Source organism: Bacillus sp. 007/AIA-02/001 (assembly GCF_004634455.1).
GTDB lineage: Bacteria > Bacillota > Bacilli > Bacillales > Bacillaceae_G > Bacillus_A > Bacillus_A cereus.
The window spans coordinates 1-16,696 of sequence record NZ_SEIY01000024.1 but is presented as its reverse complement, the minus strand read 5'-3'; the positions used below and the strand labels follow the sequence as shown (position 1 = coordinate 16,696).

Genomic DNA, 16,696 nt, shown 5'->3' with positions numbered 1-16,696 from the left:
AGCACTTGTTACTTATTATGAATTTAAAGTTGTACTTTCTCTCATTTCCATATATCGTTCCAATTTCCTCTTTACTCTTTGTAAAGCGTTATCAATAGATTTCACATGCCTGTTTAACTGTTCTGAAATCTCTTGATAAGAACGACCATCTAAATATAAAGAAAGCACTTTTCTTTCTAAATCGCTTAATAATTCAGATATTTTTGATTCTATGTCTGTATATTCTTCCTGGCTAATGATCATCTCTTCAGGATCAGTCACCTTCGCTTCAGAAATAACATCCAATAACGTTCGATCAGATTCCTCATCGTAAATCGGCTTATCTAAAGACACATACGAATTTAAAGGAATATGTTTTTGTCTTGTTGCCGTTTTAATAGCGGTAATAATTTGTCGAGTGATACATAGTTCAGCAAATGCTTTGAATGAAGACAGCTTGTCCTCTTTATAATCACGAATTGCTTTAAACAACCCTATCATACCTTCTTGAACAATGTCTTCTCGATCGGCACCCACTAAAAAGTAAGATCTTGATTTCGCACGAACAAAGTTCTTATACTTGTGAATTAAATATTCTAGAGCGTCAGTATTACCTTTTCGAACTAACTCAACGATTGCCTCATCCTCTAAATCACGAAATGTAACGTCGCCTATACTTACGAAGCCTGCTTCCACCTTGATCCCTCCGACCGCTATTTATTTAGCAATATTATACAGTAAAAAGATAAAGAGCGTCAATGCTTCAACGCTCTCCTCTTCTTAATTTTTCTAATTTTTCTGTAATATCCTTACTAAATATCTTTCGCATGGCGGGCTGCTGTTCTTTCGCGTCTTTTGTACGCCTTCTTACTTGTTGTTCCATCGCTTGTACTTCCAACTCTAATTCACGCGCAGATTTTCGAAGGGCACCTTGCGCAAATATAACCCATTGTTCTGTATAATCAGAAGTCGCAACATATATTTGTGTATTTATATTTCTAAGCTCTATCGCAAGTTGCTCTATCTTTTCGTCTGCAGTTTGATTCTTTCGTGTGAATATTACTTCTACACGAGATTGTTTCATCTTTTTTTCAATACCATGGACTGTATAGGCATCAAAGACTATCATCACTTTTGTGCCTGTATAACCTTGATAATCCGCCATCTTATCAATAAGCGCATCTCTTGATGATTGTAAATCTACATCCCGCAGTTTCTTCAAATCTCCCCAAGCTCCGATAATGTTGTAGCCGTCAACGATTAAAATATCGTTCATTTTTTATTTACCAATTTCGTGACGTTTACGATATACCTCATACATTAACAAACTTGCGGCTACTGAAGCATTTAAGGATGTAACTTTACCAACCATCGGTAGAGTGATTAAGAAATCACACTTTTCACCAATAATACGACTCATACCTTTTCCTTCACTACCAATTACTAATCCAATCGGCATTGTACCATCTAAATTACGGTAATCCGTTTTCCCTTTGGCATCTGTACCAGCAATCCAAAGTCCACGCTCTTTTAATTCATCAATTGTACGAGATAAGTTTGTTACGCGCGCAACAGGAATGTATTCAATCGCTCCTGTTGATGCTTTCGCAACTGATGCGGTAAGTCCCACAGCTCTTCTCTTCGGAATAATAATTCCATGAGCTCCTGTTGCATCAGCAGTACGCATAATAGAACCTAGGTTATGCGGATCTTCAATCTCATCTAAAATCAAGAAGAACGGATCTTCATTACGTTTTTCTGCCACTTTGAATAAATCTTCTAACTCTGCATACTGATATGCAGCTACTTGAGCAATTACACCTTGATGATTACCCTCAACTAATTGATCTAACTTTTTCTTTGGTGCATGTTGTAAAATAATCTTATTTTCTTTCGCTAACGCTAGTACAATTTGTACTTGTCCTTTGGCAGCACCTTCTGCGATCCAAATTTTATTAATATCTCTCCCTGATCTTAACGCTTCAATTACAGGGTTACGTCCGATAATATATTCACTAGTCATGATGATGCGCCCCCTTCCTTTTCTTCTAAAACTGCAATTGCCTTATATACAATTTCGTCTAATCTTTCACGATTATTTAATAAATGATGATAACCAATTAGTGCTTCAAAGGCTGTACTATGTCGATATGTTTGTACATCCGTATTTTTCGGAACTGTACCTGAATTTGCATTACGCCCTCTTCTTAATACCGCCTCTTCTTCCTCTGTCAAAAATGCCGTCTCTAATAAATGATAAACAACTTTCGCCTGTGCTTTTGCTGAAACAAAGCTCGTCCCTAAGCGATGTAATTGATTAGGGCGAACTTTTCCTTTTTGAAGGAGGTGATAGCGGATATATTGTTCATATACCGCATCACCCATATACGCTAACGCCAAGCTGTTTAATTGCTTTGCATCAATCATCCTTATCCTCTTTTCCATCTTGTACCTTGAGCGGTATCTTCTAAAATAATATTACGTTCTTTTAAATCGTCACGAATTTGATCAGACAATGCGAAATCGCGATTTTTACGAGCTTCAATGCGCTTTTGGATAAGCTCTTCAATTTCTTCATCCAGTAATTCTTCTTTTGATAATTCTAATCCTAAAATATCAAATAACGTTTCCAGTTGTTTTACGTATGCTTCAATCACAACTTTAGATGTATGTTCTTCAAGTAAATATTGATTTGCATGATTTGCTACGTTGTATAATTCGGTAATTGCATTTGCAGTGTTAAAGTCATCATTCATTGCCTCTTCAAATGCAGTCTGGAATTTCTCTATTTCAGCTAACCATTTCTCATTATGGTCCGTTAAATCCGTACTACTCTCCATACGATGCTTTAAGTTTCCATAAGCTGTTTTAATTCTTTCCAGTCCATTATTCGTACTTTGTAATAACTCTTCACTAAAGTTAATCGGGTGACGATAGTGTACTGATAACATAAAGAATCTAATTAACTGCGGGTCGTATTGCTTAATAATATCGTGAACTAAAATAAAGTTACCCAGCGATTTAGACATCTTCTCATTGTTAATATTAATATATCCATTATGCATCCAGTAACGTGCAAACGTTTTTCCAGTCAATGCCTCTGACTGCGCAATTTCATTTTCATGATGCGGGAACGCCAAGTCTTGCCCACCAGCATGAATGTCAATTGTATCCCCTAAGTACTTACGCGCCATTGCTGAGCATTCAATATGCCATCCTGGACGTCCTTGCCCCCAAGGGCTTTCCCAGAAGATTTCTCCTTCTTTCGCAGCTTTCCATAAAGCAAAATCAAGAGGGTCTTGTTTCTTTTCCCCTACCTCAATACGAGCACCGTGACGTAAATCTGCGATTGGTTGATGTGATAATTTACCGTAACCTTCGAATTCCTTCGTCTTAAAGTACACATCACCCTCTGATTCATATGCATACCCTTTATTCACAAGTTCTTGAATAAATTCAATAATGATATCCATATTTTCTGTTACACGAGGATGAACTGTTGCGTGTTTGCAACCTAGTGCTGTTACATCTTCAAAGTACGCTTCAACAAAACGATCAGCAATCGTTGGTACATCTTCACCTAATTCATTTGCCGCTTTAATTAATTTATCATCTACGTCCGTAAAGTTAGATACATATTGCACATCGTATCCTTTGTATTCTAAATAACGACGCACTGTATCGAATACCATAGGAGGTCTTGCATTCCCAATATGAATGTAGTTATAAACTGTAGGTCCGCATACATACATCTTTACCTTATTTTCTTCTAATGGAACAAACTCTTCTTTTTGACGTGTTAACGTATTATAAATGTGAATAGTCATTTTTATCCTTCCTTTCTACCTTTAATTCCAATTGTTTCTTCAATTTATCAAGTTCTACTTCCATAGCCTTTAATTTATCAAAAATCGGATCTGGAAGGTCAGAGTGATTTAATTCTTGACCAATCTTTACTCCATTTTGAATAACGACACGGCCAGGTATACCTACAACTGTAGAATGTGCAGGAACTTCTTTTAATACGACAGACCCTGCTCCGATTTTAGAATTCTCTCCCACAGTAATAGACCCAAGAACTTTAGCACCCGTCGCAATTAATACATTATCCTGAATTGTTGGGTGCCTCTTCCCTTTTTCTTTTCCTGTACCACCTAATGTAACCCCTTGATAAATCGTTACATTATCACCAATTTCACAAGTTTCTCCAATTACAACTCCCATTCCATGATCTATAAAAAAGCGTCGACCAATAGTTGCTCCTGGATGGATCTCAATGCCAGTAAAAAAGCGGCTCACTTGTGAAACAAAACGTGCAAGAAAGAAAAAATTTCTTTTATAAAAAGCATGTGCAATTCGATGGGCCCAAACTGCATGTAATCCAGAGTAAGTTAAAATGACTTCGAAATAACCTCTTGCCGCTGGATCCTGTTCAAAAACGACTTCAATATCTTCCCGAAGCCTCTTAAACATCGGTGTTCCCTCCCCTTTATGGGCTGCTTTTTTGTCGAACGAACTAACTCCCCTAACTCATCACTTCTCCCCTAATTCTTTATATAAGGAGATAAATTCTATATTCATACCTATTTACACGGTATAAAAAAAAGGCGTCTCTGTCATATTGACAGAGACGCCTTTTAAGCGCGGTTCCACTCTGTTTAGGCTTAAAAAAGCCTCAAACTCATCCATGATAACGGTGTACACCGCTTCTGCTTACTTTGCGGCCTAAGACATCCCACGAAGCAATTCGCTGTTCAGCAGAAGACTCGAAGGGGCATTTCAAAAATCCGCTTATAAACCACTCCCAGCCTAAAGGTGGTTCTCTCTGTAAAAAGCCTGATTTTCTACTTCTCCTTCTCGTCGCTTTTCCTTATTAGGTTTTAGGTATACTTATTATATTTCTAAACCTAGAAAATGTTAACCAATTACTTTTTGAAGACGATTTAAAACTTTTTCTTTTCCAAGAAGTGCAATAGCATTCGGAAGCTCTGGACCATGCGTTTGTCCTGTAGTTGCAACACGGATTGGCATAAATAAATTTTTACCTTTATGTCCCGTTTCCTTTTGAACTGCTTTAATCGCTGCCTTAATTGCTGCTGGCTCCATTGCTTCTAGAGCTTCTATTTGACCAGCAAATGCACGAAGTACTTCAGGTACTTGTTCACCATTTAATACTTCTTGTCCTTCTTCTTCATAATCAACATGATCTTTAAAGAACATTTCAGAAAGCTCTACAATTTCAGCTCCAAAACTCATTTGTTCATGGTATAAAGCAATTACATCACGAATCCAAGCTTGGTCTTGTTCGCTTAAAGTTTCTCCCACACGTCCAGCTTTCACTAAATGCGGTAAGCTTAACTCTACAACCGTATCTAAATCTTGCTTTTTCATATACTGGTTGTTCATCCATTTTAGTTTTTGAGAATCAAATAATGCAGGTGATTTTGATAAACGAGCTGCATCGAACATTTTGATAAACTCATCTTTAGAGAAGATTTCTTCTTCTCCTACCGGAGACCAACCTAGTAGTGCAATAAAGTTAAAGATTGCTTCTGGAAGATACCCAAGCTCTTTATATTGCTCAATAAATTGAATAATAGATTCATCACGCTTACTTAACTTTTTACGACTTTCATTAACAATTAGAGTCATATGACCGAATTGTGGAATATCCCAGCCGAAAGCTTCATAAATCATCATTTGTTTCGGTGTATTTGAAATATGATCATCACCACGAAGTACATGTGTAATTTCCATTAGATGATCATCTACTGCTACTGCAAAGTTATAAGTTGGAATTCCATCTTTTTTCACAATAACAAAATCACCGAAATCATTTGAATGGAACGCAACTTCATCTTTTACAATATCTTTGAATGTGTAGTCACGATCAGCTGGTACACGGAAACGAATACTTGGAATACGTCCCTCAGCTTCAAATTCTTTCACTTGTTCTTCAGTTAATTCACGGTGGTTACCTGCGTAACGAGGTGTTTCACCGCGAGCGATTTGTCCTTCACGCTCTGCTTCTAGCTCTTCTTCTGTCATATAACATTTATAAGCTAGACCACGCTCTAATAAATCTTCATATAATTTTTTATAAATATCTAAACGCTCTGTTTGGCGATATGGTCCAAATTCACCACAAACATCAACACCTTCATCCCAGTCCATACCGAGCCATTTCAAGTATTTTAATTGGCTTTCTTCTCCACCAGCCACGTTACGTTTTACATCAGTATCTTCAATACGAATAATAAATTTGCCATCTAAATGACGAGCAAATAAATAATTAAATAATGCCGTACGCGCATTTCCGATATGTAAGTGTCCTGTTGGACTTGGCGCGTAGCGCACTCTCACTTGCTTTTCCATAATTGGTACACCTTCCATTCTTAATGTCAACACATTCTATAATTGTACACCAAAAAAATGTGATTATCCATCTTACGAATTAAAAACCATTATTTTTTCTGTAATAAAACAACCGCTTGAGAAGCAATCCCTTCTTCTCTACCTGTAAATCCTAATTTTTCTGTTGTTGTTGCCTTTACATTAATGTTATTGATAGACGTTTCTAACAGTTCACTAATGCGCTTACGCATGCTCTCAATATGTGGTGCCATTTTTGGTTTTTGAGCAATAATTGTACAATCTAAATTTCCTAACTCGTAACCTTGTTCACGCACAAATTCCCAAACTTTTTGTAACAATACAGCTGAATCTGCATCTTTAAAAGCTGGGTCTGTATCAGGAAAATGCTTTCCGATATCTCCTGCTGCAATCGCACCTAAACATGCATCAGCAATCGTATGTAACAATACATCTGCATCTGAATGACCAATTAATCCTTTCTCGTGTGGAATTGTAATTCCACCGATAATCAACGGACGCCCTTCCGCAAATTCATGTACATCAAAACCTTGTCCAATTCGAAACATCCTTACTTCCTCCTTAAGCTAAACTACTGAGCTTTATGACTCTATATTATATCGCTATCCTTATAAAGAAAAGCCCGGCTGTTGCCGAGCTTTTCTTTATTAACACATCATCAACGTTATTTCTTCTGAACACGAAGGAAACTTTCAGCAATTAGTAGATCTTCCGGAGTCGTCACTTTAATATTATAGTAACTCCCCTCCACTACACCAACTTGCTTCCCAACGCGTTCTACGAGACTTGCATCATCTGTGCCAAGAAAACAACTTTGCTTTGCGCTTCTATGAGCTTCTAGCAAAAGAGAAACAGAGAATCCTTGTGGTGTTTGTACAGCGTTAAGTTGAGACCGCTCTACCGTTTCTACAACAACACCCTGCTCTACTTTCTTAACAGTATCTTTTACTGGCACTGCACAAATGGAAGCTCCATATTTTTCTGCTGCAGTTAATACATCGCGAATCACTTTATTCGTTACGAACGGGCGCGCCCCGTCATGAACAAGAACATATTCGACACCACTCGCATACTGAAGTGCGTTATATACGCTATCTTGTCTTTCGGCTCCACCCTGAATAAATTGTACGTGCTTTTCAATCTGGTACTTCTGCATCAACTCTTCAAAATACGGGCGTTCTTCTTCGTTAATTGCCATAATAATACTTTTGCACGCTTTATCTTTTTCAAAAGCACGCAATGTGTGCACAATAATTGGTACTTCATCTATAAGTAAAAATAACTTATTTTTACCAGCACCCATTCGTTTCCCTTGGCCCGCTGCCGGAATAATTAATGTATACATATTAATAATCCTCTACTTATAATGCTTTTTCTAGCAATTTACGTTTTGCGAAAATCATACGACCAGCCGATGTTTGTAATACGCTAGTAACAAGTACATCAAGTTGTGAACCCACATACTCTCTACCATCTTCTACTACAATCATCGTACCATCATCTAAGTATGCAACACCTTGATTTTGTTCTTTACCATCTTTCACAACATAAACACTTAATTCTTCACCAGGGAGTACGACTGGTTTAATCGCATTAGCTAAATCATTAATGTTTAACACCGTAACCCCTTGTAATTCAGAAACTTTGTTTAAATTGAAATCGTTTGTTACTACAGTTCCACCAGTGATTTTTGCCAACTTTACAAGCTTGCTATCTACTTCTTGGATATCATCGAAATCGCCTTCATAAATTTCTACCGGAATTGGCATCTCCTTTTGAATACGATTTAAAATGTCTAGCCCTCTGCGGCCACGATTACGCTTTAAAGCATCTGAAGAATCGGCAATATGCTGAAGCTCTTCTAATACGAATTGCGGAATGACAATTGTTCCTTCTAAAAACTTTGTTTGGCAAATATCTGCAATACGTCCGTCAATAATTACACTCGTATCAAGAATTTTCCAATGAGTCGTAGATTTTTCTGCTTCGACCTCTACCTCTTCATTCTCACTATTGTTTTTCTTCTTACCTCCGCGTTGGGGTAATGTAAATAATCCTAGCAATTCATTCCTCTTTTTAAACCCTACTTGGAATCCTAAATATCCAAGTAAAAGGGTGAAGAACACTTGCAACACCGTACTAATAACTGGAATTGTAAATTCACGAATTGGTATCAAAATTAAATATGCAACAATAAGACCAGAGATTAATCCTAATGTACCAAATAAAACATCTGCTACAGGCGCCTTTACAAGAGCCTCTTCAATATGCTTAATAAGTTGAACAATATAATCTACAAGCCAAAATGTTGTTAAAAATAAAATAATTGCACCAATAATTGCACGAACATACGATCCTTCCAACAAAGGAACCGCACCGATATCTAATACATTAATAATTTTTGGGATTAAGTAAATCCCTAACGCTCCCCCGATCACTAAAAAGAAGAGCTGTACAATCCGTTTTAACATCCAACCACCTCCTACTCATTATTAACCATTGTTTCGCTAATCAAAACGCCGAATGCAAAAGCGGACGTGTTTTTTTGTAAATAGTTTTATTTACCAATATATCATATCATATACCAAAAATGTTCTAGTGTCGTTATATTATAGAATCAATGTAATATTCTTAATTGTGTCTACTCATATAGAGATGCTCTTGAATTCTTTTTAGACCTTCTCGTATTTTCTTCGCTCTCACTTCTCCAATTCCTTCCACATCATCCAATTCATTAATAGTTGCTCGGCAAACACCTTGCAATGTTTTAAATCGATTAATTAAATTCTCGATAATAAGTGGCGGAACACGAGAAATCTTGCTTGTGATTCGGTACCCTCTAGGTGTCACACTTTCTTCTAAACTTGTTTGTCCTGGATACCCAAGTAATTTAACTAAATCACTATCCTCTAAAAGTTGTGTATTTGCAAGATCTTGTAACTTTTTCAAGATTTGATGATGGTCTTGTGTTTTCTCCTGGTGATAATCTTTAATTAACAATGCTGCCTCTGCCTCTAAATCAGCTAGTAATTCTGTAAGCTGTAAACGAATTAACCTACCTTCTGTTCCTAGCTCATGAATATAGCTCAATATTTCATTTTTTATACGCAGCACCATTTCAACACTATGTAAAACGTGAACCACCTCGGACATTGTAACGACCTCTTCAAATTCTAGAATACCCAAATTCGTAATGCCGTCATTCCATACAGCCTTATATTTTTCTAGCGTTTGAATTGCTTGATTTGCCTTCGTTAAAATGACACCTATATCTTTTAGTGTATAACGTAAGTTCCCTTGATATAGCGTAATTACATTACGTCTTTGTGAAATGGCCACAACAAGGCTGCCCGTCTGCTTTGCTACACGCTCTGCTGTTCGGTGACGCATACCTGTTTCAATAGAATCAATAGATGAATCCGGAACTAACTGTGCGTTTGCAATTAAAATTTTACTTCCAGTTTCATTTAAAATAAGTGCTCCATCCATTTTTGCTAATTCATATAAACTAGCAGGAGAGAATGCGCAATTAATATGAAAACCACCATCAACAATGCTTTTAATCTGCTCATTATACCCAAGAACAATTAGTCCCCCTGTTTGTGCACGAAGTACATTATCTATCCCTTCGCGCAGTGGTGTTCCCGGGGCCACGAGCTGTAAAATATTAATTATACTTTTGACACGTTGCTTATTTTCTTCCATAGCCTAGCCTCCTAATGTCAAACGAAGCGCTTCTCCTAAATTAGAAACACCTACAACCTCAATCCCCTCTGGAATTGTCCACCCCCCTAAATTTTTTCTAGGAATGATAGCACGTTGAAATCCTAATTTAGCTGCTTCTTGTACACGTTGTTCGATTCTTGATACTCTTCTTATTTCTCCAGTTAATCCAACTTCTCCTATTACCGCATCAGTTGGTGCCGTAGATTTATCTCTAAAACTTGAAGCTATACTTAAGGCAACAGCTAAATCAATTGCCGGTTCATCTAATTTCAAACCACCAGCTACTTTTAAATACGCATCTTGATTTTGTAATAGTAAACCTGTTCTTTTCTCTAGTACCGCCATAATAAGCGAGACACGATTATGATCAATTCCTGTCGCCATTCTTCGAGGATTTCCAAAACTAGTAGGGGAAATTAATGCCTGTATTTCTACTAAAACTGGTCTTGTTCCTTCCATTGAGGCAACTACTGTTGAACCTGCAACTCCAACTGGTCTTTCCTCAAGGAAAATTTCAGAAGGATTTAAGACTTCTGCAAGGCCAAGTTCTTTCATTTCAAAGATACCCATTTCATTCGTAGAACCAAAACGATTCTTTACAGCTCGTAAAATACGATATGTATGGTGTCGATCTCCTTCAAAGTAAAGAACTGCATCGACCATATGTTCTAACATACGCGGCCCCGCAATTGCACCTTCTTTTGTCACATGTCCTACGATGAAAATTGGGATTCCCTTTGTTTTTGCAAGTTTCATTAATTCTGCTGTACATTCACGTACTTGCGCCACGCTACCAGGAGCTGATGTCACCTCAGGTAAATGTATCGTTTGAATAGAATCAATAACAACAAAAGCAGGATTCATCTCTTCAATATGTGCTGCAATACGCTGTAAATCTGTCTCTGATACAACAAATAGATTACTACCATTTACATGTAAACGATCTGCACGAAGTTTAATCTGCTTTGCTGACTCCTCACCTGATATATACAATACATCATATGAAGCATCTGCTAATTGCGAGGAAATCTGTAATAATAACGTTGATTTTCCAATCCCAGGGTCCCCACCAATAAGTACTAAAGATCCATCTACAATTCCGCCACCTAGTACACGGTTAAACTCCTGAAATTTTGTTTCAATACGTGCCTCAGACTTTGTTTCTACTTCTGTAAGACGTCTTGGTTTTGTTACTTCTGTTTGAATTGCATTTGCATAATTTAGGCGTCTGGATGATACAACGGGTTCCATCTCTTCAACAAGCGAATTCCATTGACCACACCCTGGACATTTACCCATATATTTTGGTGATTGATAACCACACTCTTGACATGTGAATTTTGTTTTCTTTTTAGCCATATCTTTTTATATTTCACTTCGCTTTCATCTATAAACATTTGACCTTCTCGTACAAGAAAGAGGGCTATCTCGTAGCCCTCTTAGTTTGTCTATACTTATTTTACCTTTTCAGCACTATGAATGACAAATGTTTCCCCTTCTACATCAAAGATAACTTTTTGTCCTTTCTCAATAGCACCTTTTAAAAGTTCTTCCGATAGTCTATCTTCTACATGCTTCTGAATTGCTCTACGTAGTGGACGAGCACCATATTCACGATCAAACCCTTTATCAGCAATAGCTGCAATCGCCCCTTCTGTTAATTGCAATTCAATTTCTTGTTCTTTTAAGCGATTCACTAACTGATTTACCATAAGAGTCACAATTTCTTGAATATGTTTTTTCTCAAGCATATGGAATACGATAATTTCATCAATACGGTTTAAGAATTCTGGACGAAATGCCTTTTTCAGCTCATCCATTACTTTACCTTTCATATCCGAATAATCACGGCTTTCATCTTGTACGTTAAATCCAAGATGTTTGTTACGTTTTAACGCCTCAGCACCAACGTTAGACGTCATAATAACAATCGTATTACGGAAGTCAACTGTACGTCCTTTAGAATCAGTTAAACGACCATCTTCCAATACCTGTAGTAAAATATTAAATACATCAGGATGCGCCTTCTCTACTTCATCTAATAGGACAACTGAATACGGCTTACGACGAACCTTCTCTGTTAATTGTCCGCCTTCTTCATACCCAACATATCCTGGAGGAGAACCAACTAAGCGAGAAGTTGAATGTTTCTCCATATACTCAGACATATCAATGCGAATCATTGCATCCTCATCACCGAACATAGATTCTGCCAATGCTCTTGCTAATTCTGTTTTACCTACACCTGTTGGTCCTAAGAAAATAAATGAACCAATTGGACGTTTCGGATCTTTCAGTCCTGCTCTTGCACGACGAACAGCTTTCGCTACAGCCACTACCGCTTCATCCTGGCCGATGACACGATCATGAAGAATGGATTCTAAGTTTAATAATTTATCAGTCTCTGTTTGTGCAAGTTTAGAAACAGGGATACGTGTCCATGTAGAAACGACATTTGCAATATCTTCTACCGTAACCTCTGAATTTTCTTTTCCTTGTTGTTCTTTCCACTGACGCTTTGTATCTTCCAATTTCTCACGTAAGCGTTGTTCCATATCACGTAAGGAAGCAGCCTTTTCAAACTCTTGACTTTGTACAGCCGCATCTTTTTCTTTTCGAATTTCCTCAAGATTCACTTCAAGCTCTTTTAAGTTTGGTGGTGTTGTATAAGAACGTAAGCGAACCTTTGAAGCAGCTTCATCAATTAAATCAATTGCTTTATCTGGTAAGAAACGATCCGTAATATAACGATCGGAAAGTTTCACAGCTGCATCAATTGCATCATCTGTAATAGACACACGGTGATGGGCCTCATAACGATCGCGTAAACCTTTCAAGATTTGAGTTGATTCTTCTAGACTCGGCTCATCAACATGAATTGGCTGGAAACGTCTCTCTAAAGCTGCATCCTTTTCAATATATTTACGATACTCATCTAAAGTTGTCGCACCAATACATTGTAATTCTCCGCGTGCTAAAGATGGTTTTAAAATATTTGATGCATCGATTGCACCTTCTGCTCCACCTGCACCGATTAATGTATGAAGTTCATCAATAAATAGAATAATATTCCCTGCTTGACGTATTTCATCCATTACTTTCTTTAAACGATCTTCAAACTCACCACGATATTTCGTCCCAGCTACCACTGTTCCCATATCTAGTGTCATAACACGCTTATCTCTTAACGTTTCAGGAACTTCATTATTTACGATTTGCTGTGCTAACCCTTCAGCAATTGCTGTTTTACCTACACCAGGCTCTCCAATTAACACTGGATTGTTTTTTGTTCTACGGCTTAACACTTCAATTACACGTTGAATTTCTTTACTACGTCCAATAACAGGATCCAAACGATTCTCACGTGCAACAACTGTTAAGTCGCGCGCTAAACTGTCTAGTGTCGGTGTATTTGCATTTGTCGATGAACCACCTTGGTGACCTGAACTTGCTTCGTTACTTCCAAGAAGTTGTAACACTTGTTGTCTTGCTTTGTTAAGGCTGACGCCTAAATTATTTAAAACACGTGCCGCTACACCTTCACCTTCACGGATTAAGCCAAGTAAAATATGTTCTGTTCCAACGTAAGAATGTCCTAGCTTACGCGCTTCATCCATAGACAATTCAATAACTTTTTTAGCACGAGGTGTATAATGTACAGTTTGAGAAGCTTCTGTTCCACGTCCAATTAACGCTTCTACCTCTTTTTGCACTTTCTCCGGGCTCAATCCAAGAGCAATTAACGCTTTTGCTGCAATTCCTTCACCTTCGCGTACAAGCCCAAGTAAAATATGTTCTGTTCCAATATTATTATGCCCAATGCGAATTGCTTCCTCTTGAGATAAAGCTAATACTTTCTGTGCTCTTTCTGTAAATCTTCCAAACATCATAGAAATCGCCTCCTACTTGCGCTTAGTTTTTTTCAATACGTAATCGCTCACGGATTAAGGTTGCTCTTCGATAATCTCTTTCTTCTGGTCCTAAAGGTCCTCCTGCGTATTGTTGTAAAATACCTGGTTGCGTAAGAACCATTAGCTCAGTCAAAATATTTCTCGATATACCTTTTATATATCCTAGATCAATACCAAGTCGTACATCCGATAAGCAAGTTGCCGCTTCTGCAGATTGAATTAAACGACTATTTGCTAGTATACCGTAAGAACGATAAACCTTATCTTCAAGCTCAATACTCGAATTTTGTACAATTAATTCTCTGGCCAATTTTTCTTGTTGTATAATTTGCTGCATGACACTCTTTAAATCTGCAATAATATCTTCTTCGGATTTCCCTAGCGTCATTTGATTTGATACTTGAAATATATTACCTAACGCTTCGCTACCTTCACCGTATATTCCTCTTACTACTAAACCTAATTTTTGAATTACTTGTATAATACGGCTAATTCTTTTTGTTAAAACCAGCCCTGGTAAATGAATCATTACAGAAGCTCTTAATCCTGTACCAACGTTAGTAGGACAACTCGTAATATATCCAAGTGATTCATCAAAAGCATATTCAACCTCTTTCTCAATCCAATTATCTATTTGATTGGCGCTTTGAAGCGCCTTTGATAACTGTAGTCCTGGAAATAGGCACTGAATCCTAATGTGGTCTTCCTCATTAAGCATCACACTAATGTGTTCGCTTTCTGATAACAGACATGCTCCATATTCAGTCCCTGCTAGATTTGGACTAATTAAATGCTTTTCGACTAAAACTCTCCTTTGAAGAGGCGTTAATTCATTCATTTTTAATAGTCCAAACTTCCCAAAGGGCTCTACCGCTTTATTTATAAATTTCTTTTTAAATAATTCTTGAACCTTTTGAGCTTCCTCTTCGTTTTGCATAGTAGAAAATTGATATTGCTTAAAATTACGAGCCAAACGAATTCGACTACTTAAAACAATATCAGAATCAGGGCCATCCCCCTTCATCCATGGACTAATCGCTTCATTCATAATTTTGTCCAGTGACATAGAACTACTCCCCCTCTCTATGCTCACTAAGCTGAGTTTCAAGCCCTCGAATTTCATCTCTTACCTCAGCAGCTTTCTCAAACTCCTCATTCTGTACATATTGTTTCAGAATAAGTTTTAGTTCATCTAATTCTTTCTTTAAGTGGATATTTCCTTCCATTCGTTCCGGAATTTTTCCACAATGTTCTGTATGTCCACCATGAAGTCGTTTTAACAATGGGTTTAAGTGTCCTTTAAATGTATCGTAACAAGAAGCACAACCAAGGCGTCCCACCTTTGTAAAATGTTCGTATGTCATCTTACAACCTGGACATCTTATTGTATTTGTATTTGAAAACCCGTTTTTTCCTTCTCCAAACATTGTTGATTCACCGTGTAATAAACCAGCAAATACATCATGAAATGAAAAGTTAGACTGTGATGATTGAAAGAAAGACGTATAGCCACTTTGCTCTGCACATTGCTCACAAAGATGAACTTCCGCCTTCTTCTCGTTGATTACTTTTGTATAATGTAAAGTTGCTGGTCTTATATTACAGTTTTGACAAGTCATCAATATCCCCACCTTTACAACAGGAACGATCTACCTCATGATACTTTTCATACATTACTAGATTGTCCTCTTTCCTTAATCCATTTAGATAAAAGTACATGCTCTTTTTCAAAACTTCTACAATATTTAACTGCCCTATCTTAATTATCATTCTTTTACAAAAGCTGTATTTATTTATATTTCAGTGTTCTTAACATTGCGCATAATATTCGAGCCCTAAGTTCATCTCGAGAAGGAATATCCATTGATAATACAGAACGATCTAGTACACTTAACATTAGTTTTGCTTCACGGCCTGTTATGATTCCCTCTTCTAATAAACGTATAATCATACTCTCTGCATTCCCTTGTGCAACGCTATGATCAATCATATGAAGCATTTGATCAATAATGTCTATATCATCATGCAGTTTGACTTTTATAATGCGAATGTAACCTCCTCCACCACGTTTACTTTCTACTACAAATCCTCTTTCTAATGTAAAACGGGTATTGATTACATAATTGATTTGAGATGGTACGCACTCGAATCGATCCGCAATCTCATTTCTTTTGATTTCAATCACATTATTATTACTTAAGTCAATAACTTGCTTTAGATATTGCTCAATGATATCAGATATATTTCTCATTTATCCGCCACCTTTATTGACTTTGACTATCTTTGACTTTAATTATATACGTATTAATAAAATTTGCAACTCTTTTGCTTATTCACTATCCTAGCCACATTCCCCTGCATTTAATCAAAATAGTAATTATTTAAGGACATTTTTTTAATTACTATGGATTATAAAAGAAAACACGAAAAAACACGAGTCATTTGACTCGTGTTTAGTTGCTTGGCGACGTCCTACTCTCACAGGGACAAGGTCCCAACTACCATCGGCGCTAGAGAGCTTAACTTCCGTGTTCGGTATGGGAACGGGTGTGACCTCTCTGCCATCATCACCAAACTATGAAGGCATATTCCTTCAAAACTAGATAACATTTGCTACATATTATATGGTTAAGTCCTCGATCTATTAGTATTCGTCAGCTCCACATGTCACCATGCTTCCACCTCGA

At 37.2% G+C, this 16,696-nt stretch carries 16 protein-coding genes, 1 rRNA gene and 1 other annotated feature; all 17 genes read right to left on the bottom strand.

Going from position 1 to position 16,696, the window contains the following annotated elements:
* Positions 1-15: 15 nt before the first annotated feature.
* Positions 16-675, bottom strand: a complete 660-nt coding sequence (locus ES895_RS26580; RefSeq protein WP_000387193.1) for an RNA polymerase factor sigma-70 — start codon at positions 673-675, stop codon at positions 16-18.
* Positions 676-742: 67 nt separating this feature from the next.
* A complete protein-coding gene (locus ES895_RS26575) occupies positions 743-1,255 on the bottom strand; it encodes an NYN domain-containing protein (protein WP_000997880.1) in 513 nt (170 codons plus the stop codon).
* A 3-nt stretch (positions 1,256-1,258) separates the two neighbouring features.
* Complete coding sequence (gene rlmB, locus ES895_RS26570) at positions 1,259-2,002, bottom strand: 23S rRNA (guanosine(2251)-2'-O)-methyltransferase RlmB (protein ID WP_000200237.1); 744 nt, start codon at positions 2,000-2,002, stop codon at positions 1,259-1,261.
* Positions 1,999-2,406 carry a Mini-ribonuclease 3 gene (locus ES895_RS26565; protein ID WP_135238770.1) on the bottom strand — a complete coding sequence of 136 codons (408 nt, stop codon included), beginning with the start codon at positions 2,404-2,406 and terminating at the stop codon, positions 1,999-2,001. Before ES895_RS26565 ends, rlmB begins: the two co-directional genes overlap by 4 nt.
* A 2-nt stretch (positions 2,407-2,408) precedes the next feature.
* Positions 2,409-3,806: a cysteine--tRNA ligase gene (gene cysS / locus ES895_RS26560; protein ID WP_000152276.1), complete on the bottom strand. Its 1,398-nt coding sequence runs from the start codon at positions 3,804-3,806 to the stop codon at positions 2,409-2,411.
* Positions 3,787-4,452 (bottom strand): serine O-acetyltransferase, encoded by a 666-nt coding sequence (gene cysE, locus ES895_RS26555; RefSeq protein WP_000476497.1) that lies wholly within the window; start codon positions 4,450-4,452, stop codon positions 3,787-3,789. Before cysE ends, cysS begins: the two co-directional genes overlap by 20 nt.
* A gap of 150 nt (positions 4,453-4,602) precedes the next feature.
* Positions 4,603-4,849 (bottom strand) — a binding site (T-box leader).
* 47 nt (positions 4,850-4,896) lie between these two features.
* Positions 4,897-6,354: a glutamate--tRNA ligase gene (gene gltX / locus ES895_RS26550; protein ID WP_135238769.1), complete on the bottom strand. Its 1,458-nt coding sequence runs from the start codon at positions 6,352-6,354 to the stop codon at positions 4,897-4,899.
* 89 nt (positions 6,355-6,443) lie between these two features.
* Positions 6,444-6,920 carry a 2-C-methyl-D-erythritol 2,4-cyclodiphosphate synthase gene (gene ispF, locus ES895_RS26545; protein WP_000488388.1) on the bottom strand — a complete coding sequence of 159 codons (477 nt, stop codon included), beginning with the start codon at positions 6,918-6,920 and terminating at the stop codon, positions 6,444-6,446.
* Positions 6,921-7,036: 116 nt separating this feature from the next.
* Positions 7,037-7,717 (bottom strand): 2-C-methyl-D-erythritol 4-phosphate cytidylyltransferase, encoded by a 681-nt coding sequence (ispD, locus tag ES895_RS26540; RefSeq protein ID WP_000288284.1) that lies wholly within the window; start codon positions 7,715-7,717, stop codon positions 7,037-7,039.
* A 16-nt stretch (positions 7,718-7,733) separates the two neighbouring features.
* Entirely contained in the window at positions 7,734-8,843 is a 1,110-nt protein-coding gene (locus ES895_RS26535; protein ID WP_000919677.1) for a PIN/TRAM domain-containing protein, read from the bottom strand.
* 160 nt (positions 8,844-9,003) lie between these two features.
* Positions 9,004-10,077: a DNA integrity scanning diadenylate cyclase DisA gene (gene disA, locus ES895_RS26530; protein WP_000392158.1), complete on the bottom strand. Its 1,074-nt coding sequence runs from the start codon at positions 10,075-10,077 to the stop codon at positions 9,004-9,006.
* A gap of 3 nt (positions 10,078-10,080) precedes the next feature.
* Positions 10,081-11,457 (bottom strand): DNA repair protein RadA, encoded by a 1,377-nt coding sequence (gene radA / locus ES895_RS26525; protein ID WP_001085202.1) that lies wholly within the window; start codon positions 11,455-11,457, stop codon positions 10,081-10,083.
* A 95-nt stretch (positions 11,458-11,552) separates the two neighbouring features.
* Positions 11,553-13,988, bottom strand: coding sequence for an ATP-dependent protease ATP-binding subunit ClpC (clpC, locus tag ES895_RS26520; RefSeq protein WP_000971187.1), 2,436 nt, complete (start codon positions 13,986-13,988; stop codon positions 11,553-11,555).
* 22 nt (positions 13,989-14,010) lie between these two features.
* Positions 14,011-15,075, bottom strand: coding sequence for a protein-arginine kinase McsB (mcsB, locus tag ES895_RS26515; RefSeq protein ID WP_000050842.1), 1,065 nt, complete (start codon positions 15,073-15,075; stop codon positions 14,011-14,013).
* Between the two features lie 4 nt (positions 15,076-15,079).
* A complete protein-coding gene (gene mcsA / locus ES895_RS26510; RefSeq protein WP_000128398.1) occupies positions 15,080-15,628 on the bottom strand; it encodes a protein-arginine kinase activator protein McsA in 549 nt (182 codons plus the stop codon).
* 170 nt (positions 15,629-15,798) lie between these two features.
* Positions 15,799-16,260, bottom strand: a complete 462-nt coding sequence (ctsR, locus tag ES895_RS26505; RefSeq protein ID WP_001244565.1) for a transcriptional regulator CtsR — start codon at positions 16,258-16,260, stop codon at positions 15,799-15,801.
* A 208-nt stretch (positions 16,261-16,468) separates the two neighbouring features.
* Positions 16,469-16,584, bottom strand: a 5S ribosomal RNA gene (gene rrf / locus ES895_RS26500).
* Positions 16,585-16,696: the final 112 nt, after the last annotated feature.

What these genes read in the sequence shown, in the direction of transcription:
- ES895_RS26575 (WP_000997880.1), bottom strand. Translation starts at nt 1,255, where the DNA reads ATGAACGATATTTTAATCGTTGACGGCTACAACATTATCGGAGCTTGG.
- rlmB (WP_000200237.1), bottom strand. Translation starts at nt 2,002, where the DNA reads ATGACTAGTGAATATATTATCGGACGTAACCCTGTAATTGAAGCGTTA.
- ES895_RS26565 (WP_135238770.1), bottom strand. Translation starts at nt 2,406, where the DNA reads ATGATTGATGCAAAGCAATTAAACAGCTTGGCGTTAGCGTATATGGGT.
- cysS (WP_000152276.1), bottom strand. Translation starts at nt 3,806, where the DNA reads ATGACTATTCACATTTATAATACGTTAACACGTCAAAAAGAAGAGTTT.
- cysE (WP_000476497.1), bottom strand. Translation starts at nt 4,452, where the DNA reads ATGTTTAAGAGGCTTCGGGAAGATATTGAAGTCGTTTTTGAACAGGAT.
- gltX (WP_135238769.1), bottom strand. Translation starts at nt 6,354, where the DNA reads ATGGAAAAGCAAGTGAGAGTGCGCTACGCGCCAAGTCCAACAGGACAC.
- ispF (WP_000488388.1), bottom strand. Translation starts at nt 6,920, where the DNA reads ATGTTTCGAATTGGACAAGGTTTTGATGTACATGAATTTGCGGAAGGG.
- ispD (WP_000288284.1), bottom strand. Translation starts at nt 7,717, where the DNA reads ATGTATACATTAATTATTCCGGCAGCGGGCCAAGGGAAACGAATGGGT.
- ES895_RS26535 (WP_000919677.1), bottom strand. Translation starts at nt 8,843, where the DNA reads ATGTTAAAACGGATTGTACAGCTCTTCTTTTTAGTGATCGGGGGAGCG.
- disA (WP_000392158.1), bottom strand. Translation starts at nt 10,077, where the DNA reads ATGGAAGAAAATAAGCAACGTGTCAAAAGTATAATTAATATTTTACAG.
- radA (WP_001085202.1), bottom strand. Translation starts at nt 11,457, where the DNA reads ATGGCTAAAAAGAAAACAAAATTCACATGTCAAGAGTGTGGTTATCAA.
- clpC (WP_000971187.1), bottom strand. Translation starts at nt 13,988, where the DNA reads ATGATGTTTGGAAGATTTACAGAAAGAGCACAGAAAGTATTAGCTTTA.
- mcsB (WP_000050842.1), bottom strand. Translation starts at nt 15,075, where the DNA reads ATGTCACTGGACAAAATTATGAATGAAGCGATTAGTCCATGGATGAAG.
- mcsA (WP_000128398.1), bottom strand. Translation starts at nt 15,628, where the DNA reads ATGACTTGTCAAAACTGTAATATAAGACCAGCAACTTTACATTATACA.
- ctsR (WP_001244565.1), bottom strand. Translation starts at nt 16,260, where the DNA reads ATGAGAAATATATCTGATATCATTGAGCAATATCTAAAGCAAGTTATT.